20 protein-coding genes and 1 pseudogene are annotated in these 22,673 nt (G+C 69.8%); 16 read left to right on the forward strand and 5 right to left on the reverse strand.

What is annotated here, in order from left to right:
• Nucleotides 1–22 precede the first annotated feature (22 nt).
• From glmM to OQ968_RS17280, 3 genes are read left to right on the forward strand one after another with little or no spacing between them, the layout of a single operon-like run.
• Nucleotides 23–1,360: a phosphoglucosamine mutase gene (gene glmM / locus OQ968_RS17270; protein ID WP_324680013.1), complete on the forward strand. Its 1,338-nt coding sequence runs from the start codon at nucleotides 23–25 to the stop codon at nucleotides 1,358–1,360.
• Nucleotides 1,361–1,406: 46 nt separating this feature from the next.
• Nucleotides 1,407–1,712, forward strand: a complete 306-nt coding sequence (locus OQ968_RS17275; protein WP_324680015.1) for a type VII secretion target — start codon at nucleotides 1,407–1,409, stop codon at nucleotides 1,710–1,712.
• 2 nt (nucleotides 1,713–1,714) lie between these two features.
• Nucleotides 1,715–3,118 (forward strand): hypothetical protein, encoded by a 1,404-nt coding sequence (locus tag OQ968_RS17280; RefSeq protein WP_324680017.1) that lies wholly within the window; start codon nucleotides 1,715–1,717, stop codon nucleotides 3,116–3,118.
• Between the two features lie 3 nt (nucleotides 3,119–3,121).
• On the opposite strand, the gene OQ968_RS17285 is transcribed toward OQ968_RS17280, so the two are convergent.
• From OQ968_RS17285 to OQ968_RS17295, 3 genes and pseudogenes are all read right to left on the reverse strand, one after another.
• The gene (locus OQ968_RS17285) at nucleotides 3,122–4,165 is read right to left on the reverse strand and encodes an LLM class F420-dependent oxidoreductase (RefSeq protein ID WP_324680019.1); all 1,044 of its coding nucleotides are present in this window, start codon (nucleotides 4,163–4,165) and stop codon (nucleotides 3,122–3,124) included.
• 42 nt (nucleotides 4,166–4,207) lie between these two features.
• Nucleotides 4,208–5,047 carry a hypothetical protein gene (locus OQ968_RS17290; RefSeq protein ID WP_324680021.1) on the reverse strand — a complete coding sequence of 280 codons (840 nt, stop codon included), beginning with the start codon at nucleotides 5,045–5,047 and terminating at the stop codon, nucleotides 4,208–4,210.
• A 9-nt stretch (nucleotides 5,048–5,056) separates the two neighbouring features.
• Nucleotides 5,057–5,167, reverse strand: a pseudogene (locus tag OQ968_RS17295) (Rv1535 family protein); the annotation flags it as partial.
• 390 nt (nucleotides 5,168–5,557) lie between these two features.
• Here OQ968_RS17295 and glmS point away from each other — a divergent pair.
• The 13 genes from glmS (at nucleotide 5,558) to groL (ending at nucleotide 19,617) form a co-directional block, all read left to right on the forward strand.
• A complete protein-coding gene (glmS, locus tag OQ968_RS17300) occupies nucleotides 5,558–7,432 on the forward strand; it encodes a glutamine--fructose-6-phosphate transaminase (isomerizing) (protein ID WP_324680026.1) in 1,875 nt (624 codons plus the stop codon).
• Between the two features lie 133 nt (nucleotides 7,433–7,565).
• Nucleotides 7,566–8,411, forward strand: coding sequence for a DUF4436 domain-containing protein (locus OQ968_RS17305; protein ID WP_324680028.1), 846 nt, complete (start codon nucleotides 7,566–7,568; stop codon nucleotides 8,409–8,411).
• Between the two features lie 24 nt (nucleotides 8,412–8,435).
• Nucleotides 8,436–9,143, forward strand: coding sequence for a rhomboid-like protein (locus tag OQ968_RS17310; RefSeq protein WP_324680030.1), 708 nt, complete (start codon nucleotides 8,436–8,438; stop codon nucleotides 9,141–9,143).
• Between the two features lie 473 nt (nucleotides 9,144–9,616).
• The gene (locus OQ968_RS17315; protein WP_324680032.1) at nucleotides 9,617–11,047 is read left to right on the forward strand and encodes an NAD(P)H-hydrate dehydratase; all 1,431 of its coding nucleotides are present in this window, start codon (nucleotides 9,617–9,619) and stop codon (nucleotides 11,045–11,047) included.
• Nucleotides 11,048–11,081: 34 nt separating this feature from the next.
• Nucleotides 11,082–12,461, forward strand: coding sequence for a glutamate decarboxylase (locus tag OQ968_RS17320; protein WP_324680034.1), 1,380 nt, complete (start codon nucleotides 11,082–11,084; stop codon nucleotides 12,459–12,461).
• 69 nt (nucleotides 12,462–12,530) lie between these two features.
• Nucleotides 12,531–13,706, forward strand: a complete 1,176-nt coding sequence (alr, locus tag OQ968_RS17325) for an alanine racemase (RefSeq protein WP_324680036.1) — start codon at nucleotides 12,531–12,533, stop codon at nucleotides 13,704–13,706.
• Between the two features lie 52 nt (nucleotides 13,707–13,758).
• Nucleotides 13,759–14,823 carry an alpha/beta hydrolase gene (locus OQ968_RS17330; RefSeq protein ID WP_324680215.1) on the forward strand — a complete coding sequence of 355 codons (1,065 nt, stop codon included), beginning with the start codon at nucleotides 13,759–13,761 and terminating at the stop codon, nucleotides 14,821–14,823.
• Complete coding sequence (tsaE, locus tag OQ968_RS17335; protein WP_324680038.1) at nucleotides 14,816–15,277, forward strand: tRNA (adenosine(37)-N6)-threonylcarbamoyltransferase complex ATPase subunit type 1 TsaE; 462 nt, start codon at nucleotides 14,816–14,818, stop codon at nucleotides 15,275–15,277. Before OQ968_RS17330 ends, tsaE begins: the two co-directional genes overlap by 8 nt.
• The gene (gene tsaB, locus OQ968_RS17340; RefSeq protein ID WP_324680041.1) at nucleotides 15,274–15,894 is read left to right on the forward strand and encodes a tRNA (adenosine(37)-N6)-threonylcarbamoyltransferase complex dimerization subunit type 1 TsaB; all 621 of its coding nucleotides are present in this window, start codon (nucleotides 15,274–15,276) and stop codon (nucleotides 15,892–15,894) included. The genes tsaE and tsaB overlap by 4 nt, the downstream gene beginning before the upstream one ends.
• A complete protein-coding gene (rimI, locus tag OQ968_RS17345; RefSeq protein WP_324680043.1) occupies nucleotides 15,891–16,358 on the forward strand; it encodes a ribosomal protein S18-alanine N-acetyltransferase in 468 nt (155 codons plus the stop codon). Before tsaB ends, rimI begins: the two co-directional genes overlap by 4 nt.
• Complete coding sequence (gene tsaD, locus OQ968_RS17350; RefSeq protein WP_324680045.1) at nucleotides 16,355–17,380, forward strand: tRNA (adenosine(37)-N6)-threonylcarbamoyltransferase complex transferase subunit TsaD; 1,026 nt, start codon at nucleotides 16,355–16,357, stop codon at nucleotides 17,378–17,380. Before rimI ends, tsaD begins: the two co-directional genes overlap by 4 nt.
• Before the next feature lie 241 nt (nucleotides 17,381–17,621).
• Nucleotides 17,622–17,924, forward strand: coding sequence for a co-chaperone GroES (gene groES / locus OQ968_RS17355; RefSeq protein WP_007167930.1), 303 nt, complete (start codon nucleotides 17,622–17,624; stop codon nucleotides 17,922–17,924).
• A 79-nt stretch (nucleotides 17,925–18,003) separates the two neighbouring features.
• Complete coding sequence (gene groL / locus OQ968_RS17360; protein WP_324680048.1) at nucleotides 18,004–19,617, forward strand: chaperonin GroEL; 1,614 nt, start codon at nucleotides 18,004–18,006, stop codon at nucleotides 19,615–19,617.
• Nucleotides 19,618–19,690: 73 nt separating this feature from the next.
• Here the strand turns inward: groL and OQ968_RS17365 are convergent, their stop codons facing one another.
• Nucleotides 19,691–20,092 (reverse strand): hydrogenase, encoded by a 402-nt coding sequence (locus OQ968_RS17365; RefSeq protein ID WP_324680051.1) that lies wholly within the window; start codon nucleotides 20,090–20,092, stop codon nucleotides 19,691–19,693.
• A gap of 169 nt (nucleotides 20,093–20,261) precedes the next feature.
• Complete coding sequence (locus OQ968_RS17370) at nucleotides 20,262–22,592, reverse strand: arylsulfatase (protein ID WP_324680217.1); 2,331 nt, start codon at nucleotides 22,590–22,592, stop codon at nucleotides 20,262–20,264.
• Nucleotides 22,593–22,673 lie beyond the last annotated feature (81 nt).

Consider the following 22,673-nt stretch of genomic DNA (forward strand, 5'->3'; position numbering starts at 1 on the left):
CAACTGTGAGAGGTTTGTCCGCATGGGTCGACTATTCGGCACCGACGGTGTTCGCGGGGTCGCCAATCGCGAGTTGACCGCCGAGCTGGCGCTGGCGCTGGGGTCGGCGGCGGCGCGGCGCCTGGCCAGTTCCGGGGGACCGGGCCGACGGGTCGCCGTGATCGGTCGCGACCCGCGGGCCAGCGGCGAAATGCTGGAGGCGGCGGTGATCGCCGGCCTGACCAGTGAGGGTGTCGACGCGCTGCGGGTCGGGGTGCTGCCGACCCCGGCGGTGGCCTACCTGACCGGCGCCTACGACGCCGACTTCGGGGTTATGATCTCGGCGTCGCACAACCCGATGCCCGACAACGGCATCAAGATCTTCGGCCCGGGCGGCCACAAGCTGGACGACGACACCGAGGATCAGATCGAGGAGCTGGTCGCGGCCGGGCCGGGGTTGCGCCAGGTCGGTGCCGGGATCGGGCGCGTCGTCGACGCGCAGGACGCGGCCGACCGCTACCTGCGCCACGTGGGCAAGGTCAACACCCTGCCGCTCGACGGCCTGACCGTGGTCGTCGACTGCGCCCACGGCGCGGCGTCGGCGGCCGCCCCGCGCGCCTACCGCGCCGCCGGCGCCCGCGTCATCCCGATCAACGCCGACCCCAACGGGCTCAACATCAACGACGGCTGCGGCTCGACGCACCTGGATTCGCTGCGGGCAGCGGTCATCGCCCACCGCGCCGACCTGGGCCTGGCGCACGACGGCGATGCCGACCGCTGCCTGGCCATCGACGCCAACGGCGAACTCGTCGACGGCGACGCGATCATGGTCGTGCTCGCGCTGGCGATGCAGGAGGCCGGCGAACTGGCCGCCAACACCTTGGTGACCACGGTGATGAGCAACCTCGGCCTGCACCTGGCCATGCGCTCGGCGGGCATCACCGTGCGCACCACCGCCGTCGGCGACCGCTACGTCCTGGAGGAGTTGCGGGCCGGCGAATACAGCCTCGGCGGCGAGCAATCCGGTCACATCGTGATGCCCGCGCTGGGTTCCACCGGCGACGGCATCGTCACCGGCCTGCGGTTGATGACGCGCATGGTGCAGACCGGCTCGTCGCTGGCCGACCTCGCTTCCCGGATGCAGACGTTGCCGCAGGTGCTGATCAACGTCCAGGTCGCGGACAAGGCCACCGCCGCCGCGGCGCCCGCGGTGCAGGCCGCAGTGGAGCAGGCCACGGCCGAACTGGGCGACACCGGACGAATCCTGTTGCGCCCCTCGGGAACTGAACCGATGATCCGGGTGATGGTGGAAGCGCCCGAGGCGGCCGTCGCCCAGCGCGTCGCCGCCCGCGTCGCCGAAGCGGTGAGCGCCCAGCGCTGATCCGAAACCCTGGAACCCCGTCGGGGGATCCGGCGTCGGATTAGGCATGAGATTCGATAGTCGTATTGGGGTCGACGTCGCCGCGGTGCACAGGGTCGCCGACCAATTGCGCGGGGCGGCCGAGCTCGTCGATGCCGCGCTGAATGACCACCTGGCCGGGCCGGCTTTCAGCGGCGCCACCGCGGGGCGGGCGCACACCGCGCGCGGCGACGCGCTGCGCGCCCAGCTGGACCAACTGGTTGCGCAGTTGTCGCAGTGGTCGCGGGCGTCCGTCGCGATCGCGGTTGCGCTGCGGTCCGGCGCCGAACGCTATGCCGACGCCGAAATGTATGCCGCCGCGCGGATCGCCTGACCGTGGGCGACCGGTTGGACGTCGCCGAGCGCCTCGCCGAGGGCCGGCCCGCCGTCGAGCACACGCAAACGTACGTGCGCGCCTGCCAGGCGCTGGGCTACGAGCAGTCCGACCTGACGTCGCAGCCGTCGCAGGTCCGCGACTGGTACGACAGCGAGGACGGCCTCGACCTGCACGCGCTCGACCGCGATTGCGGGCAGCTGCGGGCGGCGGGCGCCGCGCTGATGGAAGGCCTGCGCACACAGCGTGCCCAGCTCGGCGAGCTGTCGGCGGCGTGGATGGGTCCGGGAGCGGACGCCGCGCTCGCGTTCTTGCAGCGTCATTGCGACGAGGCGGGCGTGCTTGCCAGCGAGGTGCGCGCGGCGGCCCAGCGATGCGAGTCGCTGCGCGACAACCTGTGGTTCCTGGTCGACTCTAAGGTCGCGACGGCCATCGCCATCGACGATCGCACGCAGGCGCAGCGGCCGGTATGGCTGGCCGCTTCGGCCGCGGTCAGCACGGGGGCGGGGGGTAGCTGTACGGCGGCCGAGGTTGTCGAGGAACAGGTAAAGCCCTACGTGGACAACGACATTCGCAACGACTGGGTGACCGCGATGCGCTCGTCGCTGACCGGCTTCGCCACGTCCTACGACATGGTTATCGACAGGATGGCCGCCGCGCCGGTGGTGTACTTCGAGCTGCCCGGCGATCTCGGCCCGGGCTGGCAACCGGCCGAGCCCGTACCGTCGGTCACCCCGGCCACGCCCCCGCCGGTCACTCCCGCCGCCGTTGCGCCCGCGGCCGTCGCGCCCGCAGCCCCGGCGCCGCCCGCCTTCGGACCCCCCGTGGATCCCGCGCCGGCCGCTGCCGCGCCGGCCGCGGCCCCGGATTTGGGGACGGCGCTCGGTGATGCTTCCGGCATGCCGACCGGGGCGGGGGATCTCGGTGGGGGATCGAGCGGTCTTGGCGGGCTGGGCGGGCTCGGCGGGCTCGCCAACCGAATCGTCGATGCGATGGGCGGGCTGCTGGGTTCCGCAGGTGACCTGGCAGGCGAGGACCCATTCGACGCCGACACGCTCGACAAGGATCCCCTCGATCCGGACGACGAGCACGACGAGGAACACGACCAAGCCGACGCCGACGACAAGCACGACGAACCCGAGGAGGCCGAAGAGGCCGACATGGTGGTAGAGGACGACAAGGTACCCGCGCCGGCCGCGGCGCCGGTGGGTGCGCCGGCGCCGACCGACGTGCCGCCGCCGACCGACGCGCCCGCCCCGGCCGACGCGCCCGCCCCGGTTGACGCGCCCGCCCCGGTTGACGCGCCGCCGGCCGCACCCGCGCCCGCGCCGGCCGTCGCACCGCCGACCGACGGATCGACACCATGCGAGATCGCCGCGGATCAGCTCCCGCAGGCGGGGCAGTGAGGGTCAGGAGGGCCGCAGCTGGAGCACTTCTTCGACATAGCGCACAGATTCTTTCGGATTGCTGGCCATCGGGCTCACCAGCAGCGTCGTGACGCCCGACTCGGCGAAGGCGGCCAGGCGCTCGGCGATGTAGCCGCGCGGGCCGACAAGCGACATCCCGCGCACCAATTCGTCGGGAACCAGGTCGACCGCCTCGCGCTTGCGGCCGGACAGGTACAGCTCCTGGATCTTGTCCGCGACCTCTCCGAACCCATAGCGCGTCGCCAGGTTGTGGTAGAAGTTGCGACCCTTGGCGCCCATCCCACCGATGTAGAGGGCCAGCTGCGGCTTGGCCCAGGCCAGCCGCTCGTCGACGTCGTCACCGATGGCCACCGACGCGTGCACCATGATGTCCAGCGGCCCCAGGGCCGGATCCCGTTTGGCGGCACCGGCCGCCAGCGCCTCGCCCCAAACCGAGCCGGCCTTCTCCGGAAGGTAGAACACCGGCTGCCAGCCCTCGGCGATCTCGGCGGTGAGCTCGACGTTCTTCGGCCCAAGCGCCGCGATGGTTATCGGAATGCGTTCGCGCACAGGATGATTGATGAGCTGCAGGGGCTTGCCCAACCCCGTTCCGCGATCCGCGGGCAACGGCAGCTGATAGTACTTGCCGTCGTATTGCACCCGTTCGCGGCGCCACACCTTGCGGCAGATCTCCACGATCTCGCGGGTGCGGCCTATCGGCGCGTCGAACGCGACGCCGTGAAAGCCCTCCATTACCTGCGGTCCGGACGTGCCGATCCCGAGGCGGAAGCGGCCGTCGGAAACGAAGTCCAGGCCGGCGGCCGTCATCGCCAGCAGCGAGGGCGTCCGGATGTAGATGGGAAACACCCCGGAGGCCAATTCGACGGTGTTGGTCTTGGCGGCCAGGTAGCCGAGCTGGCTGACGGCGTCGAAGGAGTACGCCTCGGCCACCACCGCGATGTCGATGCCGGCCCCCTCGAGTTCGACGACGCGGTCGACGGCCTCGTGAAAGCCGCCCGAATAATCCAGAGCGATCCCGATTCGCATCAACGACAGATACCACGACGATGGCCGCGGTCGTCCAGGGGCTCACTTCAGCAGCGCGACGATCTTTTCCTCGGGCGTCACCGGCGGGGCCTCCGGATCGACCGGGACCGTCTTGGGCAGGTGCGCGTCCGGATCGGCGAAGGCGCGATAGGTCTTGTCGCCGCCGAGCGTCGCGAGCAGGTACCCGGTCAGCAGCGCCCGCACCGATCGTTGCGTGCCGCGGTGCGGTCCGGGCAGCCCGACCGCTTTGGTCAGCCGCCGGCCCTCGATCAGGCCGCCCGGTTTGGCCTTTGTGACGATGCGCAGCGTGGCGGTGTCCCACGCGCGGGAAAGCGCCAAGGCGTTGGAGTTCAACGTCTTTGGGTCCCCCGGGGCGGTCAGGATCAGGCCAGGGACCTGAAGCGTCGCCGCCGGCTGCTCGGCCGGCGGACTGGTGACGGTCGGGAACAGCGCCGCCACAGCTGCGGGCTTGGCCGGCATGCCGGCCGCGGCGAACACCGCCGCCGAGCCGCCGAAACCGTGGCCCAGCACGCCGAGCTTGGCGGGGTGCACGCTGATCTTGCCGGGCCCGAGGCGCACGCCGGCCACGATGTCGAGCGCGGTACCGAGGTCGAAGGCCAGGTTGAGTACCGAGGGCGCCAGTCCCCGTTCGGTGTCGGGGGCGCCGGCCACGATGCCCCACGACGCCAGATGCTCGAGCAGACCCGAATAGCGGGCCGCACCGGCGAGCCAGTCGTGTCCGAAAGCGACGCCGGGAAGATTGAATCCGGCCTCCGGCGTGTACACCACCCCCGGCAAACCGGCGAAGGCCAGGTCACCGCGCAACACCCGATGTGGGCCGGGCCGACTGAGAGCGCTGACGAGCTTGCGGATGCGGGCCACGCGTCGACGTTAGCGCACCTCGATCAGCCCGAGCCGCCACAGCGCCGCGTACACCTGGCGCAGCGGGATGCTCAGCAAACCGGCGGCCGCGTCCACCACCGGGTCGCCCCCACCGATCGGCGCGCGCGTCGCCGCCACATCGTCGCAGAGAACAGCAGTCATTATTCGCTCCTAGAAGATTGCGCGTGGAAGTCGAATTGAGGTCGTTGATGTCGGCTGAAAGGCGGCTGCGGCAAAACCATTGTGCAGCAGCGTTATTCGCTGGTGGACTTTCCTTTCCGGTGGCCGATGTCCCGAAGTTTAGGTGCGCGCCACGCGCGATTGATGAAGCGGTAGGAAACGTCGGAAATACATAAAGTGACGAATTCACGCCGTTCGGGTCCGGGACCGACGGCGTTTCGTCGAGGGCCGCGCCCCGCGCCCCGGCCCTCGGGGCACGTCTGCGCAGGTCAGCGGCCCGCCGTCCCGCCCTGCTGGGACCGCCCCGGCGGCTCCACTACCCTGTGCAGGATGTGCGGAATCGTCGGCTACGTGGGGCAGCGTCCTGCCCTCGACGTCGTCATGGACGCACTGCGCCGCATGGAGTATCGCGGCTACGACTCCTCGGGAATCGCACTGCTCGACGGCAAGGGCAAACTCACCGTGCGCCGCCGGGCCGGCCGGCTGGCCAACCTTGACGAGGCGCTGGCCGAGACGCCCCCGGAGTCGCTGGCCGGCACCACCGGGCTGGGCCACACCCGCTGGGCGACCCACGGCCGGCCCACCGACCGCAACGCGCACCCGCACCGCGACGCCGCCGGCAAGATCGCCGTCGTCCACAACGGCATCATCGAGAACTACGCCACCCTGCGCCACGAACTTGAGGGCGCCGGCGTGGAATTCTCCAGCGACACCGACACCGAAGTCGCGGTGCACCTCGTTTCGCAGGCCTACCGCAACGGCGAAACGGCCGGCGATTTCGTGGCCTCCGTGCTGGCGGTGCTGCGCCGGTTGGAGGGCCACTTCACCCTGGTCTTCGCCAACGCCGACGAGCCCGGCACCATCGTCGCCGCCCGCCGGTCGACACCGCTGGTGATCGGGGTGGGGGACGGCGAGATGTTCGTCGGATCCGACGTGGCCGCCTTCATCACCCACACCCGCAACGCCGTCGAACTCGGCCAGGACCAGGCCGTCGTGCTCACCGCCGACGGCTACCGGATCACCGACTTCCACGGCAACGAAGACCTGGAGCCCGGGGCGTACCGCGAGTTCTACATCGACTGGGACCTGTCCGCCGCGGAAAAGGGCGGCTACGAGTTCTTCATGCTCAAGGAGATCGCCGAGCAGCCCAGCGCGGTCGCCGACACTCTGCTCGGCCATTTCGTCGACGGCCGGATCGTGCTCGACGAGCAGCGACTGTCCGACCAGGAACTGCGCGAGATCGACAAGGTGTTCGTCGTCGCCTGCGGCACCGCGTACCACTCCGGGCTGCTGGCGAAGTACGCGATCGAGCACTGGACGCGGCTGCCGGTGGAGGTGGAGCTCGCCAGCGAATTCCGTTACCGGGACCCGGTTTTGGACCGCAGCACGCTGGTGGTGGCCATCTCGCAGTCCGGCGAGACCGCCGACACCCTGGAAGCCGTCCGGCACGCCAAGGATCAGAAGGCCAAGGTGCTGGCGATCTGCAACACCAACGGCTCGCAGATCCCCCGCGAATGCGACGCGGTGCTCTACACCCGCGCCGGCCCGGAGATCGGCGTGGCGTCGACCAAGACGTTCCTGGCGCAGATCGCCGCCAACTATCTCGTCGGCCTGGCGCTGGCGCAGGCCCGCGGCACCAAGTACCCCGACGAGGTCGAGCGGGAGTACCGGGAGCTGGAGGCGATGCCCGATCTGGTGGCGCGGGTGCTCGCCACGGCCGAACCGGTGGCCGCCCTGGGCTATCGGTTCGCCCAGTGCCCGACCGTGCTGTTCCTGGGTCGCCACGTCGGCTACCCGGTGGCGCTGGAAGGCGCGCTGAAGCTCAAGGAGCTGGCCTACATGCACGCCGAGGGGTTCGCGGCCGGCGAGCTCAAGCACGGCCCGATCGCGTTGATCGAGGACGATCTGCCCGTCATCGTGGTCATGCCCTCGCCCAAGGGGTCGGCGACGCTGCACGCCAAGCTGCTGTCCAACATCCGCGAGATCCAGTCTCGCGGCGCGGTGACGATCGTGATCGCCGAGGAGGGTGACGACACCGTGCGCCCCTACGCCGACCACCTGATCGAAATCCCTTCGGTGTCAACGCTGTTGCAGCCGTTGCTGTCGACCATCCCGCTGCAGGTGTTCGCCGCGGCGGTGGCGCAGGCCCGCGGTTACGACGTGGACAAGCCGCGAAACCTGGCCAAGTCAGTCACCGTCGAATAGTCCGTTTCGGCTGTATCGCCTCGGGCCCTCTTCTCCCGGTTTTACAATCGCTGGCCGGGCCGCAATTCGTGCAGATAGCTAGTTAGGGGAGGCATCCTTGTCGGCGGATCGCTTGCGTCCCAGGCCGTCGTCCATGACTTTCGCCGTCGTCGCCCTCATCGTGGCCGTCGTCGCCGCCTACGTCGCGTCGGTCGCCATGTACGCCAGCAGCGGCACGGCCGGCCACCGTCAGGCCGGAACCCAGCCCGCGGGCGATCAGACCTCGGTGACGTTGAATGTCGAAGACATCCAGTCGAACTACACGGTGCTGAACGCCAACCTGATCTTCTCGCCCGGGTCCGACCTGTTGGATCCGCAAACCCACCACCTCAAGGAAGACCTGGGCCTTCGAGTCCGGTCCGTGGCCACGCCCACTCGCCGGACATGGCTGAAGGGCATGCTTCCCGGCATGTTCCCGGTGCCGCTGACCCTGGCCGGCGAGATCAACGAGTGGCCGTTCGATCGCTACAGCTCGGGGCCGATCGAGATCGAGGTCATGCGCGGCGACTCCGAGAACGCGGTCCAGCGCGTGCCGATAACCTTCGTCAACCGCCTTTCGGGTTGGGAGATCGACACCACCGACGCCAACGGTCAGGGCCCGTATCGAGTGAGCGTGCGGCGCTCGCTCAGCGCGGGGGCGTTCGGCGTCGTCATCCTCGGCGTCCTCATCGCCATCGCCGGCCTGGGCCTGTTCGTCGCGGTCCAGACCGTGCGCGACCGGCGAAAGTTTCAGCCGCCGATGACGACGTGGTACGCGGCGATGCTGTTCGCGGTGGTGCCGCTGAGAAACGCGCTTCCCGGCTCGCCGCCGTTCGGCGGCTGGGTCGACATCACGATCGTGCTGTGGGTGCTGGTGGTGCTGGTGATCTCGATGCTGCTGTACATCGCGTGCTGGTGGCGGCATCTGCGGCCCGAAGCCGAGAAGGCGGCAGTGCCTTAGGCCCGGGCATGTAAAGGTTGAGCCGTGGCCAATGCATCGGCGGGGACACAACTGCGCAGGATGGCGCTCGCGGTCTGGCATTTCGTCATCCGCGCCCCCCTGACCTACAGCTGGCTGTTGGTGTTGCTGATCACGACGATCGTGCAGAACGAACTTCCCGGGCGCGAAGTGCACCACGTGTTGCTGCACCGATCCACCAACATTCACGAGCTGGGCACCGACCCGCTGGGCGTGCTGTTCTCCAGCCTGCTGTGGATCGACGGCAAGAACCTGGAGCCGTACCTGTTGCTGTTCACGCTGTTCCTCGCGCCCGCCGAACACTGGCTGGGCCAACTGCGCTGGCTCACGGTGGGATTGAGCTGCCACATCCTGGCCACCTACGTCAGCGAAGGCATCCTCTACTACGCGATCCAGGAACACGAGGCGTCGGAAAGGCTGGTGCACGCGCGCGACATCGGCGTCAGCTATTTCCTGGTCGGCGTGATGGCCGTGCTGACCTACCACATCGCGCGGCCCTGGCGCTGGGGCTATCTCGGCGTGCTGTTCGTCATCTTCGGCTTCCCGCTGCTCACGATGAACCACCACGAGCTGAACTTCACCGCGATCGGCCACTTCGCCTCGATCCTGATCGGGCTCTGCTTCTATCCGATGGCGCGCGAGCGCAGGCGCCCCCAGCTGAATCCGGCGAAAATCAGACCCGCCTTCCGGCGACTCCGCTCCGGCGAATCCTAGGTGCGCTTGGTAACGAAACCCCTTAGGCGCCAGGCATATCCATGGGGCAGGCAGGCCCTCCGACCACGCCGCCGGATCGTGACGATCCTTCGTCACAAGAAGTGCCACACTGTATGTGGAGTCAGGAAAAGGGAAGAGCCGATGAAGCGGGCGATAGTGGGCGTATCGGCGGCATGCGCACTAGCACTGGCCCCCCTCTGCACTCCATCGGCACAAGCACACGAGCCTTGTGTCGGCATCACCGATCCCGCTGCCTACCAGGCGTGCATGGCCGAATACCAGCGCATGCAGGACCTCTACAAACGCGAAATCGCCCAGTGCGAGGCCAGCCCTAATCACGGACAGATCGGCCAAGTTTGTGGGTGACCCGCTGGGCACCTCGGGGCCGCGACCCTGAACCGTTGGTGACGGGCCCACCACCCATCGACGAGTGCCGCGTGTAGTTCGCGCTCGGGCATGGAAAGCTGGCTTCGATGCGGCATTACTACTCCGTTGACGCGATCCGCGCCGCCGAGGCACCGCTGCTGGCCAGCCTGCCCGACGGCGCCCTGATGAGACGCGCGGCCTTCGGCCTGGCCACCGAGATCATCGGCGAGTTGACCACCCGAACCGGCGGGGTCGTCGGCCGCCGCGTCTGCGCGGTCGTCGGGTCGGGCGACAACGGCGGCGACGCGCTGTGGGCGGCGACCTTCGTGCGTCGTCGTGGCGCGGCCGCCGACGCGGTGCTGCTCAACCCGGAGCGCACCCACCGCAAGGGGCTGGCGGCGTTCCGCAAGGCCGGCGGCCGCATCGTGGAAAGCGTCTCGGCCGCAACCGATCTCGTCATCGACGGGGTGGTGGGCATCTCCGGTTCGGGCCCGCTGCGGCCGGCCGCGGCCGGGGTGTTCGCCGCGGTCGATGATGCCAAGATCCCGGTGGTCGCCGTCGACAGTCCCAGTGGGATCGACGTGGCGACCGGGGCGATCACCGGGCCCGCCGTGCACCCGGCGCTCACCGTCACCTTTGGCGGGCTCAAACCCGTGCACGCGCTGGCCGATTGCGGCCGGGTCCGGCTTGTCGACATCGGGCTCGACCTGCCGGGCACCGACGTGCTGGGCTTCGAGGCCGCCGACGTGGCCGCGCGCTGGCCGGTGCCCGGCCCCCACGACGACAAGTACAGCCAGGGCGTGACGGGGGTGATGGCCGGCTCGTCGACCTACCCGGGCGCCGCCGTGCTGTGCACCGGGGCGGCCGTGGCGGCCACCTCCGGGATGGTCCGCTATGCCGGCAGCGCGCACCGCGAGGTGCTCGCGCAGTGGCCCGAGGTGATCGCGTCGCCCACCCCGGCCGCGGCCGGACGGGTGCAGGCCTGGGTGGTCGGGCCCGGACTGGGCACCGACGACGCCGGGGCCGCCGCGTTGTGGTTCGCGCTGGAGACCGACCTGCCGGTGATCGTCGACGCCGACGGGCTGACCATCCTGTCCGCCCACCCCGACCTGGTGGCCAACCGGGCCGAAAGGGGGGTGCCGACCGTGCTGACCCCGCACGCGGGCGAATTCGCCCGGCTGGCGGGCAATCCGCCCGGGGACGACCGGGTGGGCGCCGCCCGCAAGCTGGCCGACACGCTGGGCGCCACCGTCCTGCTCAAGGGCAACGTCACGATCGTCGCCGACCCCGGCGGCCCGGTCTACCTGAACCCGGCCGGGCAGTCCTGGGCCGCCACCGCCGGCTCCGGCGACGTGCTGTCCGGGATGATCGGCGCGCTGCTGGCCTCCGGGCTGCCGGCGGTCGAGGCGGCCGCGGCGGCGGCCTTCGTGCACGCGCGCGCGGCGGCGCTGTCGGCCGCCGACCCGGGGCCGGGCGAGGCGCCGACGTCGTCGTCACGCATCGTCCCGCACATCCGGACCGCGCTGGCCACCCTGTAGTCCCAGACCTGTAGTCCCAGAAAGGATTCGCCCAGTGCCACAACATCCGTCCGTGCCCGCGCACGCGATCGCCCCCGCCTACACCGGCCGCCTGTTCACCGCGCCGGTGCCGGCCCTGCGGATGCCGGATGAATCGATGGATCCCGACGCCGCCTACCGGTTCATCCACGACGAGCTGATGCTCGACGGCAGCTCCCGGCTGAACCTGGCCACCTTCGTCACCACCTGGATGGACCCCGAGGCCGGGAAGCTGATGGCCGAGACGTTCGACAAGAACATGATCGACAAGGACGAGTACCCGGCGACCGCGGCCATCGAGCAGCGCTGCGTGTGCATGGTGGCCGACCTGTTCCACGCCGACGACCTGCGCGACGACGACCCCTACAGCGCGTGCGGGGTGTCCACCATCGGCTCCAGCGAGGCGGTGATGCTGGGCGGGCTGGCCATGAAGTGGCGGTGGCGGGCGAAGACCAAGGACTGGAAGGGCCGGACCCCCAACCTGGTGATGGGGTCCAACGTCCAGGTGGTCTGGGAGAAGTTCTGCCGCTACTTCGACGTCGAGCCCCGCTACCTGCCGATGGAGGAGGGCCGCTACGTCATCACCCCGGAACAGGTCGTCGACGCCGTCGACGAGAACACCATCGGCGTGGTGGCGATCCTGGGCACCACCTACACCGGCGAGCTGGAACCGGTCGCCGAGATCTGCGGCGCCCTGGACAAGCTGGCGGCCGGCGGCGGTGTGGACGTGCCGGTGCACGTCGACGCCGCCAGCGGCGGGTTCGTGGTCCCCTTCCTGCACCCGGCGCTCAAGTGGGACTTCCGGCTGCCCCGCGTGGTGTCGATCAACGTCAGCGGCCACAAGTACGGGCTGACGTATCCCGGCGTCGGGTTCGTCGTCTGGCGCAGCAAGGAATACCTGCCCGACGAGCTGGTCTTCCGGGTCAACTACCTGGGCGGCGACATGCCGACGTTCACGCTGAACTTCTCCCGCCCCGGCAACCAGGTGGTGGGGCAGTACTACAACTTCCTGCGGCTGGGCCGGGAGGGCTACACCAAGGTCATGCAGGCCCTGTCCGAGACGGCGCGCTGGCTGGCCGAGCAGCTCCGGGTCAGCGACCACTGCGAGCTGGTCTCGGACGGGTCGGCGATCCCGGTGGTCGCCTTCCGGTTGGCCAAGGACCGCGGCTACACGGAGTTCGACGTCTCCCACGAGCTGCGGACCTTCGGCTGGCAGGTGCCCGCCTACACCATGCCGGACAACGCCACCGACGTCTCGGTGCTGCGCATCGTGGTGCGCGAGGGACTCTCCGCCGACCTGGCCCGGGCCCTGCACGACGATGCCGTCACGGCGCTGACCACGCTGGACAAGCTCAAGCCGGGCGGGCATTACGAGGCTCAGCACTTCGCGCACTGAGCCCTGGGCGCCGGCGGCGCGTTGGGCGCTGGGGGAGGGCACGCCCGCGCTTCTGGGAGAATGACGGCCATGAAGGGGCCCGCCGTTACGCCGATATCCCTGATTCCCGGCGTGCTCGCCGAGGCCGTGGTGGACCTGGGCGCCGTCGAGCACAACGTGCGGGTGCTGCGCGAGCACGCCGGCAACGCGCAGCTGATGGCCGTCGTCAAGGCCGACGGCTACGGCCACGGGGCCACCCGGGTCGCCCGCGCCGCGCTGGCCGCCGGGGCGACCGAACTCGGCGTCGCCACCGTCGACGAGGCGCTGGCGCTGCGCGCCGACGGGATCACCGCGCCCGTGCTGGCCTGGCTGCATCCGCCCGGGCTCGACTTCGGGCCCGCGCTGCTGGCCGACGTCGAGATCGCCGTGTCCTCGGCGCGCCAGCTCGACGAGCTGCTCGACGCGGTGCGCCGGACCGGCCGCACGGCGACGGTGACCGTCAAGGTGGACACCGGCCTGAACCGCAACGGCGTCGCCCCCGCGCAATACCCGGCGTTGCTGGCCGCGCTGCGCCAGGCCGTCGCGCAGGACGCCGTCCGGCCGCGCGGGCTGATGTCGCACATGGTTTACGCCGACCAACCCGACAATCCCATCAACGACGTTCAGGCCCAACGCTTTTCCGAGATGCTGGCGCAGGCGCGCGAGGCGGGGCTGCGATTCGAGGTTGCGCACCTGGCGAATTCGTCGTCCACCCTGTCGCGCCCCGACCTGGCCTTCGACATGGTGCGGCCCGGTATCGCGGTCTACGGCCTGAGCCCCGTGCCGCAGCTCGGCGACATGGGGTTGATCCCGGCGATGACGGTGAAATGCGCTGTTGCGCTGGTGAAGTCGATCCGGGCCGGCGAGGGCGTGTCGTACGGGCACACCTGGATCGCCGACCGCGACACCACCCTGGCGCTGATGCCGATCGGCTACGCCGACGGTGTCTTCCGCTCGCTGGGCGGACGGCTGGACGTGCTGATCAACGGCAGGCGGCGCCCCGGCGTCGGGCGGATCTGCATGGACCAGTTCCTCGTCGACCTCGGTCCCGGACCGACCGACGTCGCCGAGGGCGACGAGGCCATCCTGTTCGGCCCCGGCGGCAGCGGCGAACCCACCGCCCAGGACTGGGCCGACCTGCTCGGCACCATCCACTACGAGGTGGTCACCAGTCCCCGGGGCCGCATCACCAGGACCTATCGCGAGGCCGGAACCGTTGAGCGATGAGAAAACCCGCAGGCGCCGCCGGGAGCGGGCGTGGCTTGCGGGAGGCACGGGGCTGACGGCGGTCGCCGGCATCGTCGGGGCCTCGGCCCGCCGCTCGATGATCCAGCGGGCCGCGGCTGTCGAAGACCCTTACGCCGAAGAGGATTTCGAGAGGATAGACAGCGACCGCAGCTACGTGGTGATTACGCCCGACGGGGTGCCGCTGGCGGTGCGCGAGGTCGGCCCCGTCGACGCGCCGGTGACCATGGTCTTCGTTCATGGCTTCTGTCTGCGCATGGGCGCCTTCTACTTTCAGCGGACCCGGCTCGCCGAGAAGTGGGGACACAGGGTGCGCATGGTGTTCTACGACCAGCGCGGGCACGGCCGCTCCGGCGAAGCCGACCCCGAGACGTACACGCTGACCCAGTTGGGCCAGGACCTGGAATGCGTGCTGACGGAGGCCGCGCCGCGCGGGGCGATCGTGTTGGTCGGGCATTCGATGGGCGGGATGACGGTGTTGTCGCACGCCCGGCAGTACCCCGAGCAGTACGGGCGGATGATCGTCGGTGCGGCGCTGATTTCCTCCGCCGCCGAAGGGGTTACCCGCTCCCCGCTGGGCGAGATCCTGAAAAACCCTGCGGTGGAAGCGCTTCGGTTCACCGCCCGGTCCGCCCCCAAGCTGACGCACCGCGGCCGCAACGTGTCGCGCTCGCTGATCGCGCCGGTCCTACGGGCCGCGTCCTACAGCGACCTGCACGTCAGCCGAAGCCTGGACGCGTTCTCCCAGTGCATGATGAACGGCACCCCCATCGCGACCCTGGTGGGTTTTCTGCGCGCGCTGGAGGTGCACGACGAGACCGCCGGGCTGTGGACGCTGCTGCGCGTCCCGACGCTGATCGCCTGCGGCGACCACGACCTGATCACCCCGGACGAGTACTCGAGGAAGATGGCGGCCTCGCTGCCGCGATCCGAGCTGGTCATCGTCACCGGGGCCAGCCACCTGGCGCTGCTGGACAAGCCCGAGGCGATCAACGACGGCCTGATCCGGCTGGTCCACCGGGCCACGCCGAGCAGGATCGTCCTGCGCTACCGGCGCCTGCGGGAAAGGCTGCGGGAAAGGTTGCGGCGCCGTGCGTGAGCAGGGCACGGCCACCTGCGAGCGCGTCGAGGACACCCTGGCCCTGGGCTCGCGGTTGGGCGAGCAGCTGCGCGCCGGCGACGTGGTGGTGCTGTCGGGTCCGCTCGGCGCCGGAAAGACGGTGCTGGCCAAGGGGATTGCCGCGGCGATGGATGTCGACGGCCCGGTCATCTCGCCGACGTACGTGCTGGCGCGGGTGCACCCGCCGCGGCGGCCCGGCGCGCCGGCGATGATCCACGTCGACTTCTACCGGCTGCTGGACCGTCGGGGCGCGGACCTGCTCGGCGAGCTCGACTCGCTGGACCTCGACACCGATCTCGACGACGCCGTCGTTGTGGTGGAGTGGGGCGAGGGCCTGGCCGAACGCCTCTCCGAGCGGCACCTCGACGTCCGGCTGGAGCGGGTCGGCCACTCCGACGCGCGGATCGCGACCTGGGAGTGGAACCGCTCATGAATCTGGTTCTCGCCCTGGACACTTCGACCCCGGCCGTGACGGCCGGCCTCGTGCGGTTGCCCGATCAGGTGCTGGCCGAGCGGGTCACCCTCGACCCCCGGGCGCACGCCGAGCGGCTGACCCCCAACGTGCTGGCCGCTCTGGACGACGCCGGGCTGAGGATGGCCGACCTCGACGCCGTTGTGGTGGGCTGCGGGCCCGGCCCGTTCACCGGCCTGCGCGCCGGGATGGCGACCGCCGCCGCGTACGGGCACGCGCTGGGCATCCCGGTGCGCGGGGTGTGCAGCCTGGACGCCATCGGCGTGCGCACCGGCGGCGACGTCCTGGTGGTCACCGACGCCCGCCGCCGCGAGGTCTACTGGGCCCGCTACCGCGACGGATTCCGCATGGCGGGACCGGGAGTCAACGCCCCCGCCGACGTCGACCCCGGCCCCGCCGCGGCGGTCGCCGGCTCGCCCGAGCACGCCGCGCTGTTCGGCCTGCCGCTGATCGAGCCCGCCCACCCGACGGCGGCCGGCCTGGTGGCCGCGGTTCCCGACTGGTCGGAGCCCCCGCTCCCGCTGGTGGCCCTGTACCTGCGCCGCCCCGACGCGAAGCCATTGGCGGCCGGGCGATGACCGCCCGCAGCGAGCCCGTGACCATCGGCGCGTTGACACTGGCCGACGCCGAGCGCTGCGCCGAGCTGGAGGCGCAGCTGTTCGACGGTGACGACCCGTGGCCGGCGGTGGCGTTCAACCGCGAACTGGCCGGCCCGCACAACCACTACGTGGCCGCGCGCGTCGCCGGCGAGCTGGTGGGCTACGCGGGCATCTCCAGGTTGGGCCGCAAACCGCCGTACGAATACGAGGTGCACACCATCGGCGTGGACCCGGCGTTTCAGGGGCAGGGCATCGGCCGTCGGCTGCTCGACGAGTTGCTGAGTTTCGCCGACGGGGGCGTGGTCTATCTGGAGGTGCGCACCGACAACGAGGCGGCCATCGCGCTGTACCGCAGCGTCGGTTTCGCCCGTGTCGGCCTGCGCCGCCGCTACTACCGGGTCAGCGGAGCCGATGCGTACACGATGCGGAGGGAGCCTCAGTGACGACCATCCTGGCCATCGAAACCTCTTGCGACGAAACGGGAGTCGGCATCGCCCGGCTGGATGCCGACGGGACCGTGACGCTGTTGGCCGACGAGGTGGCGTCCAGCGTCGACGAGCACGTCCGGTTCGGTGGCGTGGTGCCCGAGATCGCCTCCCGTGCGCACCTGGAAGCGCTCGGTCCGGCCATGCGGCGCGCGCTGGCCACGGCCGGCGTGAACCGGCCCGACGTCGTCGCCGCCACCATCGGGCCCGGGCTGGCCGGCGCCTTGCTGGTGGGAGTGGCCGCGGCCAAGGCGTATTCGGCCGCGTGGGGCGTGCCGTTCTACGCCGTCAACCACCTGGGCGGGCACCTGGCCGCCGACGTGTACGAACACGGGCCGCTCCCGGAGTGCGTGGCGCTGCTGGTGTCCGGCGGGCACACGCATCTGCTGCACGTGCGTTCGCTCGGCGAGCCGATCGTCGAGCTGGGCAGCACCGTCGATGACGCCGCCGGCGAGGCCTACGACAAGGTGGCGCGGCTGCTGGGCCTGGGCTATCCCGGCGGCAAGGTGCTCGACGACCTGGCGCGCACCGGCGACCGGGAGGCCATCGCCTTCCCGCGCGGCATGACCGGCCCGGCCGACGACCCGCACGCGTTCAGCTTCTCCGGGCTCAAGACCGCCGTCGCGCGATACGTGGAAAGCCATCCCGACGCCGCGACCGCCGACATCGCCGCCGGGTTCCAGGAGGCCGTCGCCGACGTGCTGACCATGAAGGCGGTGCGGGCGGCGACCGGGCTCGGCGTCTCGACCCTGCTGATCGCGGGGGGCGTGGCCGCGAACTCGCGGCTGCGTGAGCTGGCCACGCAGCGCTGCGCGGCGGCGGGCCTGACGCTCCGGATCCCCAGGCCGCGGCTGTGCACCGACAACGGGGCGATGATCGCCGCGTTCGCCGCGCACCTGGTGGCCGCCGGCGCGTCACCCTCGCCGCTGGACGTGGCCAGCGACCCGGGGCTGCCGGTGGTAAAGGGGCAGGTGAGCTGAGCGGGGGCCGTCAACGCGCGGGAAGCAGCGGGGCGCCCTTGAGTGCTAGCACTCTCATGTATAGAGTGCTAGGTGGCAACCCGGCCAAGCCCCCGTGTCGGCACCCGCGACGACGGCGCGAGGGTACGGACGGATGCCGAATCACCTGACAATTCGGACGGTTCGGGGCAAGCCCCGGACCGACCGCCAACTCCGGTCCGGGCAGTCCCGGACCCGACCCAAATAGTGGAGGGCTCCAATCGTGGCGAAGGTGAACATCAAGCCACTCGAGGACAAGATTCTCGTGCAGGCCAACGAGGCCGAGACCACGACCGCGTCCGGTCTGGTCATTCCTGACACCGCCAAGGAGAAGCCGCAGGAAGGCACCGTCGTCGCCGTCGGCCCCGGTCGCTGGGACGAGGACGGCGAGAAGCGGATCCCGCTGGACGTGTCGGAGGGTGACACCGTCATCTACAGCAAGTACGGCGGCACCGAGATCAAGTACAACGGCGAGGAATACCTCATCCTGTCGGCACGCGACGTGCTGGCCGTCGTATCCAAGTAAAGAACCGTGTACCGCCCCGGCGATCCCCGTCTGAATTGCGGGTGATTTCCGGGGCGGCATGCGTCGAAGGGGAGCCTTGATGAGCAAGCTGATTGAGTACGACGAAGTCGCGCGCCGCGCCATGGAAGCCGGCGTGGACAAGCTCGCCGACGCGGTACGCGTGACGCTGGGCCCGCGTGGCCGGCATGTGGTGCTGGCCAAGGCATTTGGCGGGCCGGCGATCACCAACGACGGCGTCACGGTCGCGCGCGAGATCGACCTGGAAGACCCGTTCGAGAATTTGGGCGCCCAGCTGGTGAAGTCGGTGGCCACCAAGACCAACGACGTCGCCGGCGACGGCACCACCACCGCCACCGTGCTCGCGCAGGCGTTGGTCAAGGGCGGCCTGCGCATGGTCGCCGCCGGCGCCAACCCGATCGCGCTGGGCGCCGGAATCGGCAAGGCCGCCGACGCGGTGTCCGAGGCGCTGCTGGCCGCCGCCACCCCGGTGGCCGGCAAGGACGGCATCGCACAGGTGGCGACGGTCTCCTCGCGCGACGCGCAGATCGGCGAGCTGGTCGGGGAGGCCATGACGAAGGTGGGCCACGACGGCGTGGTCAGCGTCGAGGAATCCTCGACGCTGAGCACCGAGCTGGAGTTCACCGAGGGCGTCGGCTTCGACAAGGGCTTCCTGTCGGCGTATTTCGTCACCGACTTCGACTCCCAGGAGGCGGTGCTCGAGGACGCGCTGATCCTGTTGCACCAGGAGAAGATCAGCTCGCTGCCCGACCTGCTGCCCATGCTCGAGAAGGTCGCCGAGGCCGGCAAGCCGCTGCTGATCATCGCCGAGGACGTCGAGGGCGAGGCGCTGGCCACGCTGGTCGTCAACTCCATCCGCAAGACGCTCAAGGCGGTCGCCGTCAAGGCGCCGTTCTTCGGCGACCGCCGCAAGGCCTTCCTCGAGGACCTGGCGGTGGTCACCGGCGGCCAGGTGATCAATCCCGACGCCGGCCTGCTGCTGCGCGAGGTGGGCGCCGAGGTGCTGGGCACCGCCCGCCGCGTCGTGGTCAGCAAGGACGACACGATCATCGTCGAGGGCGGCGGCTCGGCCGACGCGGTGGCCAACCGCATCAAGCAGCTGCGCGCCGAGATCGAGAAGAGCGACTCGGACTGGGATCGCGAAAAGCTGCAGGAGCGGCTGGCCAAGCTGGCCGGCGGGGTGGCCGTCATCAAGGTGGGGGCTGCCACCGAGACCGCGCTCAAGGAGCGCAAGGAAAGCGTCGAGGACGCCGTCGCGGCCGCCAAGGCCGCCGTCGAAGAGGGCATTGTCGCCGGCGGTGGGTCGGCGCTCATCCAGGCCGGCAAGAAGCTGACGGAGCTGCGCGCGTCGCTGAGCGGCGACGAGGCGATCGGCGTCGACGTGTTCTCCGACGCGCTGTCCGCACCGCTGTACTGGATCGCCACCAACGCGGGGCTGGACGGCGCCGTCGCGGTCAACAAGGTCAGCGAGCTGCCCGCCGGGCAGGGGCTGAACGCGGAGACGCTGAGCTACGGCGACCTGCTCGCCGACGGCGTGATCGATCCCGTCAAGGTCACCCGCTCGGCGGTGCTCAACGCGGGGTCGGTGGCCCGGATGGTGCTCACCACCGAGACGGCCGTCGTCGACAAGCCCGCCGACGAGGACGATGAGCACGGCCACCATCACCATCACTAGGTGAACAACGAGGAGCGCCCCCGGGGTCAATTACCCGGGGGCGCTTCATCTTTCACGTGTCATACGGTCATCGTCAGAGCCCGACTATGACGATGACCACGCCGGCGACTATCGCCAGTGCGAGGGACACCAGCAGGAAGTTGACGAACCCTTCCTTCCCCGCCGAGGCCTCGTGGTTGCCGCCAGCGATGGGCGCGAGCTTGCGCCCGGCGCCCCATGCCGCCGCGAGCAGCGTCGCCATCCAGTTCGCGTAGCCGGCGTAGACGATAAGTGCCACCGCGGCAACTCCCCACGCGTGGGGCAAGTGGATGTGTGGCCAGAGGAGGCCGAGCAGTACGAGGAACATGCCGTTGAGCACCGCCTCGAGGTGGCTCGACAGCGCCATGCGCGGGTTCTTCAGTGCGGGCACGGCGAACCCGGTGAGCAGGCCAAGCAGGAATAGGACCAAGCCGAGGGTGAACAGCACTGTCTGCACGTCAGAACAGTACGGCGTCCGGCCGCGCGCGCCTTGGATATTCAAGCCCTGGCGGCTACGGGCGGCGACATCGCACCCGACGCGACGGGCTCAGCCCTCGAGACTGAAGCCACTGTCGCGTTCGGCGGGTCGTGTGTGTCAGTCGGCGCTCTCGTCTCGAGACCGGGAGCTACTGTTTGGCGATCGCGATGTTGATCCGGTCCTCGGGCTTGATCAGGTGGTCGTGTAAGTCATTGCCGATGTCGAGCTGCACCCACTTGATCTCGCCGGTGAATTTGTTGCCCGACGCGCCATAGTCGGGGGAGGCGGGTGAGCCGGTGTCGGCGCCGACATCGCAGGCCTCGTCGGCCGAGAAGGCCATCGGCTGGGTTATCTCGACGCGCCCGTTGCCCAAGGGCTGGCCGTCGTAGAAGAGCGTGACGTCGCCGCCCTTGGCCAATCCGCCGCCGTCGTAAGCGAATTCCATCCGGACCTGGTGTTCCCCGGGCGGTATCGGCTGCTCCGCGGTGACCATGAAGTACTGAATGCCGAAGAAGTTGTAGCAGTACTTCAGTCGGCCCTCATGCGCGTAGAGACTCCACCCTCCGACCATGCCGCCCTGGGTGACGATGACCCCGCTGACACCGGATTCGGGCACGACGAGCTGCGCGGTGACGCTATGCGACTTGTTCTTGAGGTTCACCACGCAGTTCTCGCTGACCCGCATCCCGGAGAACAGCAGCTGGCTGTTCCCGCGGATGAGTTGGGGGCGCCCCGCGAGGTCGGGGTTGATGCGCTCGAAGGAGCGGTCGTCGAGTGGCACGACGTCGTACTTGACCGCTTCGATGAGCCAGAGGCGCTGCAACTCGGCGAGCTTCTCGGGGTTTTCCTTGGCGAGGTCGCGGGCCTGGGTCCAGTCGTCGGGGCCGTAGAGCTCCCAAACGTCCTCATCGAACGGCGGCGCGTCGACCAGCCACGGCGTGCGGTGCTTGGTCACCGCGGTCCAGCCCTGGTGATAGATGCCGCGGTTGCCCATGATCTCGAAGTACTGCACGTCGTGCGTCTCGGGCGCGTTGCCGTCACGCAGCATTGCCAGCATGCTGACGCCCTCGAGCGGAGCCTGCTGAATCCCGTTGACGGACAACGGTGCCGGCAGCCCGGCCGCCTCGAGAATTGTCGGCGCGATGTCGATCACGTGGTGGAATTGGTTGCGGCACTGGCCTTTGTCGGCGATTCCGTTGGGCCAATGCACGATGGTGCCGTTGCGAGTGCCGCCCCAGTGCGAGGCGATCTGCTTGGTCCACTGATATGGCGTGCACAGCGCGTGCGCCCATCCCACCGCGTAATGGTTGTAGGCGTCGGGGGTGCCGAAATCGTCGATCTTCGATAGCAGAAACTCCGTGGTTTCGATGCCGGGCATCCCGTTGAGCGTGGTCATCTCGTTGAAGCAGCCGACCGGGGTGCCCTCGGCCGAGGCGCCGTTGTCCCCGATGATGTAGTAGATCAGCGTGTCGTCGAGGACGCCGAGGTCATCGATCGCGTCGATAACCCGGCCGACCTCGTGGTCGGTCTGCTCCATGAAGCCCGCGTAGATCTCCATCTGCCGGGCCAGCACCGGCTTGAGCTCGGCCGGCATGTCATCCCACGCGGGAATTTCCTTGTGGCGCTTCGTCAGTTCGGCGTCGGCCGGGATCACGCCCAGTTCCTTCTGCCTGGCGAAGATCTGCTCGCGCAGCACATCCCAGCCGTCGTCGAACTTGCCCTTGTACTTGTCCGACCACTCTCGTGGCACGTGGTGGGGCGCATGCGTCGCCCCCGGCACGTAGTACATGAAGAACGGCTTGTCGGGTGCCAGAGCTTTCTGCCGGCGCACCCAGGTGATGGCGCGATCGGCGAGGTCCTCGTTGAGGGTGTAGCCCTCCTCCGGTGTCTTGGGCGGCTCGATCGCGGTGGTGCCCTCGTACAGTCCGGGGTAATACTGGTTGGCCTCGCCGCCGACGAAGCCGTAGAAATACTCGAACCCCGACCCGGTCGGCCACTGGTGGAACGGCCCGACCGGAGATATCTCCCAGGCCGGGACCTCGTGGCACTTACCGAACTGCGCCGTCGAATATCCGTTGAGCCGCAGCGTTTCCGGGAAGGGCGCCTTGCTTTTTGGCCGGATGCTGTTGTTGCCGGGCGCGGAGGTGGCCATCTCGACGATGGCCCCCATCCCCACGGAGTGGTGGTTGCGCCCGGTCAGCAGCGCTTGGCGGGTAGGGGAACACAACGCCGTGGTGTGGAAGCGATTCAGCCTTAGCCCACCGGCCGCCAGCCGATCGGCCGTCGGGGTGCTGCACGGTCCTCCGAACGCAGAGGAGGCGCCGAAGCCGACGTCGTCGAGCATCACGATGAGCACGTTCGGCGCGCCCGGCGGCGGCCGCAGCATGGTGATCGGCGGATACTTCGTGTTCGGATCCTTCGCGTCGTAGGTCGTCAGGCCCACGTGCTGAGGATCGGGGATGGGCAGGGTCTCACGCATGACGGGTGGGGCGGCCTGCGCGCCCGGCGCTCCCGAAAGTGCTTCGCCATTGCCGTGGCTGGGTGACACCGCCATGATCGT

Source organism: Mycobacterium sp. 663a-19 (assembly GCF_035616495.1).
GTDB lineage: Bacteria > Actinomycetota > Actinomycetes > Mycobacteriales > Mycobacteriaceae > Mycobacterium.

Bases quoted from the DNA above. Each gene is read 5' to 3' on its own strand.
- glmM (WP_324680013.1), top strand. From the start codon at position 23: ATGGGTCGACTATTCGGCACCGACGGTGTTCGCGGGGTCGCCAATCGC.
- OQ968_RS17275 (WP_324680015.1), top strand. From the start codon at position 1,407: ATGAGATTCGATAGTCGTATTGGGGTCGACGTCGCCGCGGTGCACAGG.
- OQ968_RS17285 (WP_324680019.1), bottom strand. From the start codon at position 4,165: ATGCGAATCGGGATCGCTCTGGATTATTCGGGCGGCTTTCACGAGGCC.
- glmS (WP_324680026.1), top strand. From the start codon at position 5,558: ATGTGCGGAATCGTCGGCTACGTGGGGCAGCGTCCTGCCCTCGACGTC.
- OQ968_RS17305 (WP_324680028.1), top strand. From the start codon at position 7,566: ATGACTTTCGCCGTCGTCGCCCTCATCGTGGCCGTCGTCGCCGCCTAC.
- OQ968_RS17315 (WP_324680032.1), top strand. From the start codon at position 9,617: ATGCGGCATTACTACTCCGTTGACGCGATCCGCGCCGCCGAGGCACCG.
- alr (WP_324680036.1), top strand. From the start codon at position 12,531: ATGAAGGGGCCCGCCGTTACGCCGATATCCCTGATTCCCGGCGTGCTC.
- tsaB (WP_324680041.1), top strand. From the start codon at position 15,274: ATGAATCTGGTTCTCGCCCTGGACACTTCGACCCCGGCCGTGACGGCC.
- rimI (WP_324680043.1), top strand. From the start codon at position 15,891: ATGACCGCCCGCAGCGAGCCCGTGACCATCGGCGCGTTGACACTGGCC.
- groL (WP_324680048.1), top strand. From the start codon at position 18,004: ATGAGCAAGCTGATTGAGTACGACGAAGTCGCGCGCCGCGCCATGGAA.
- OQ968_RS17370 (WP_324680217.1), bottom strand. From the start codon at position 22,592: ATGCGTGAGACCCTGCCCATCCCCGATCCTCAGCACGTGGGCCTGACG.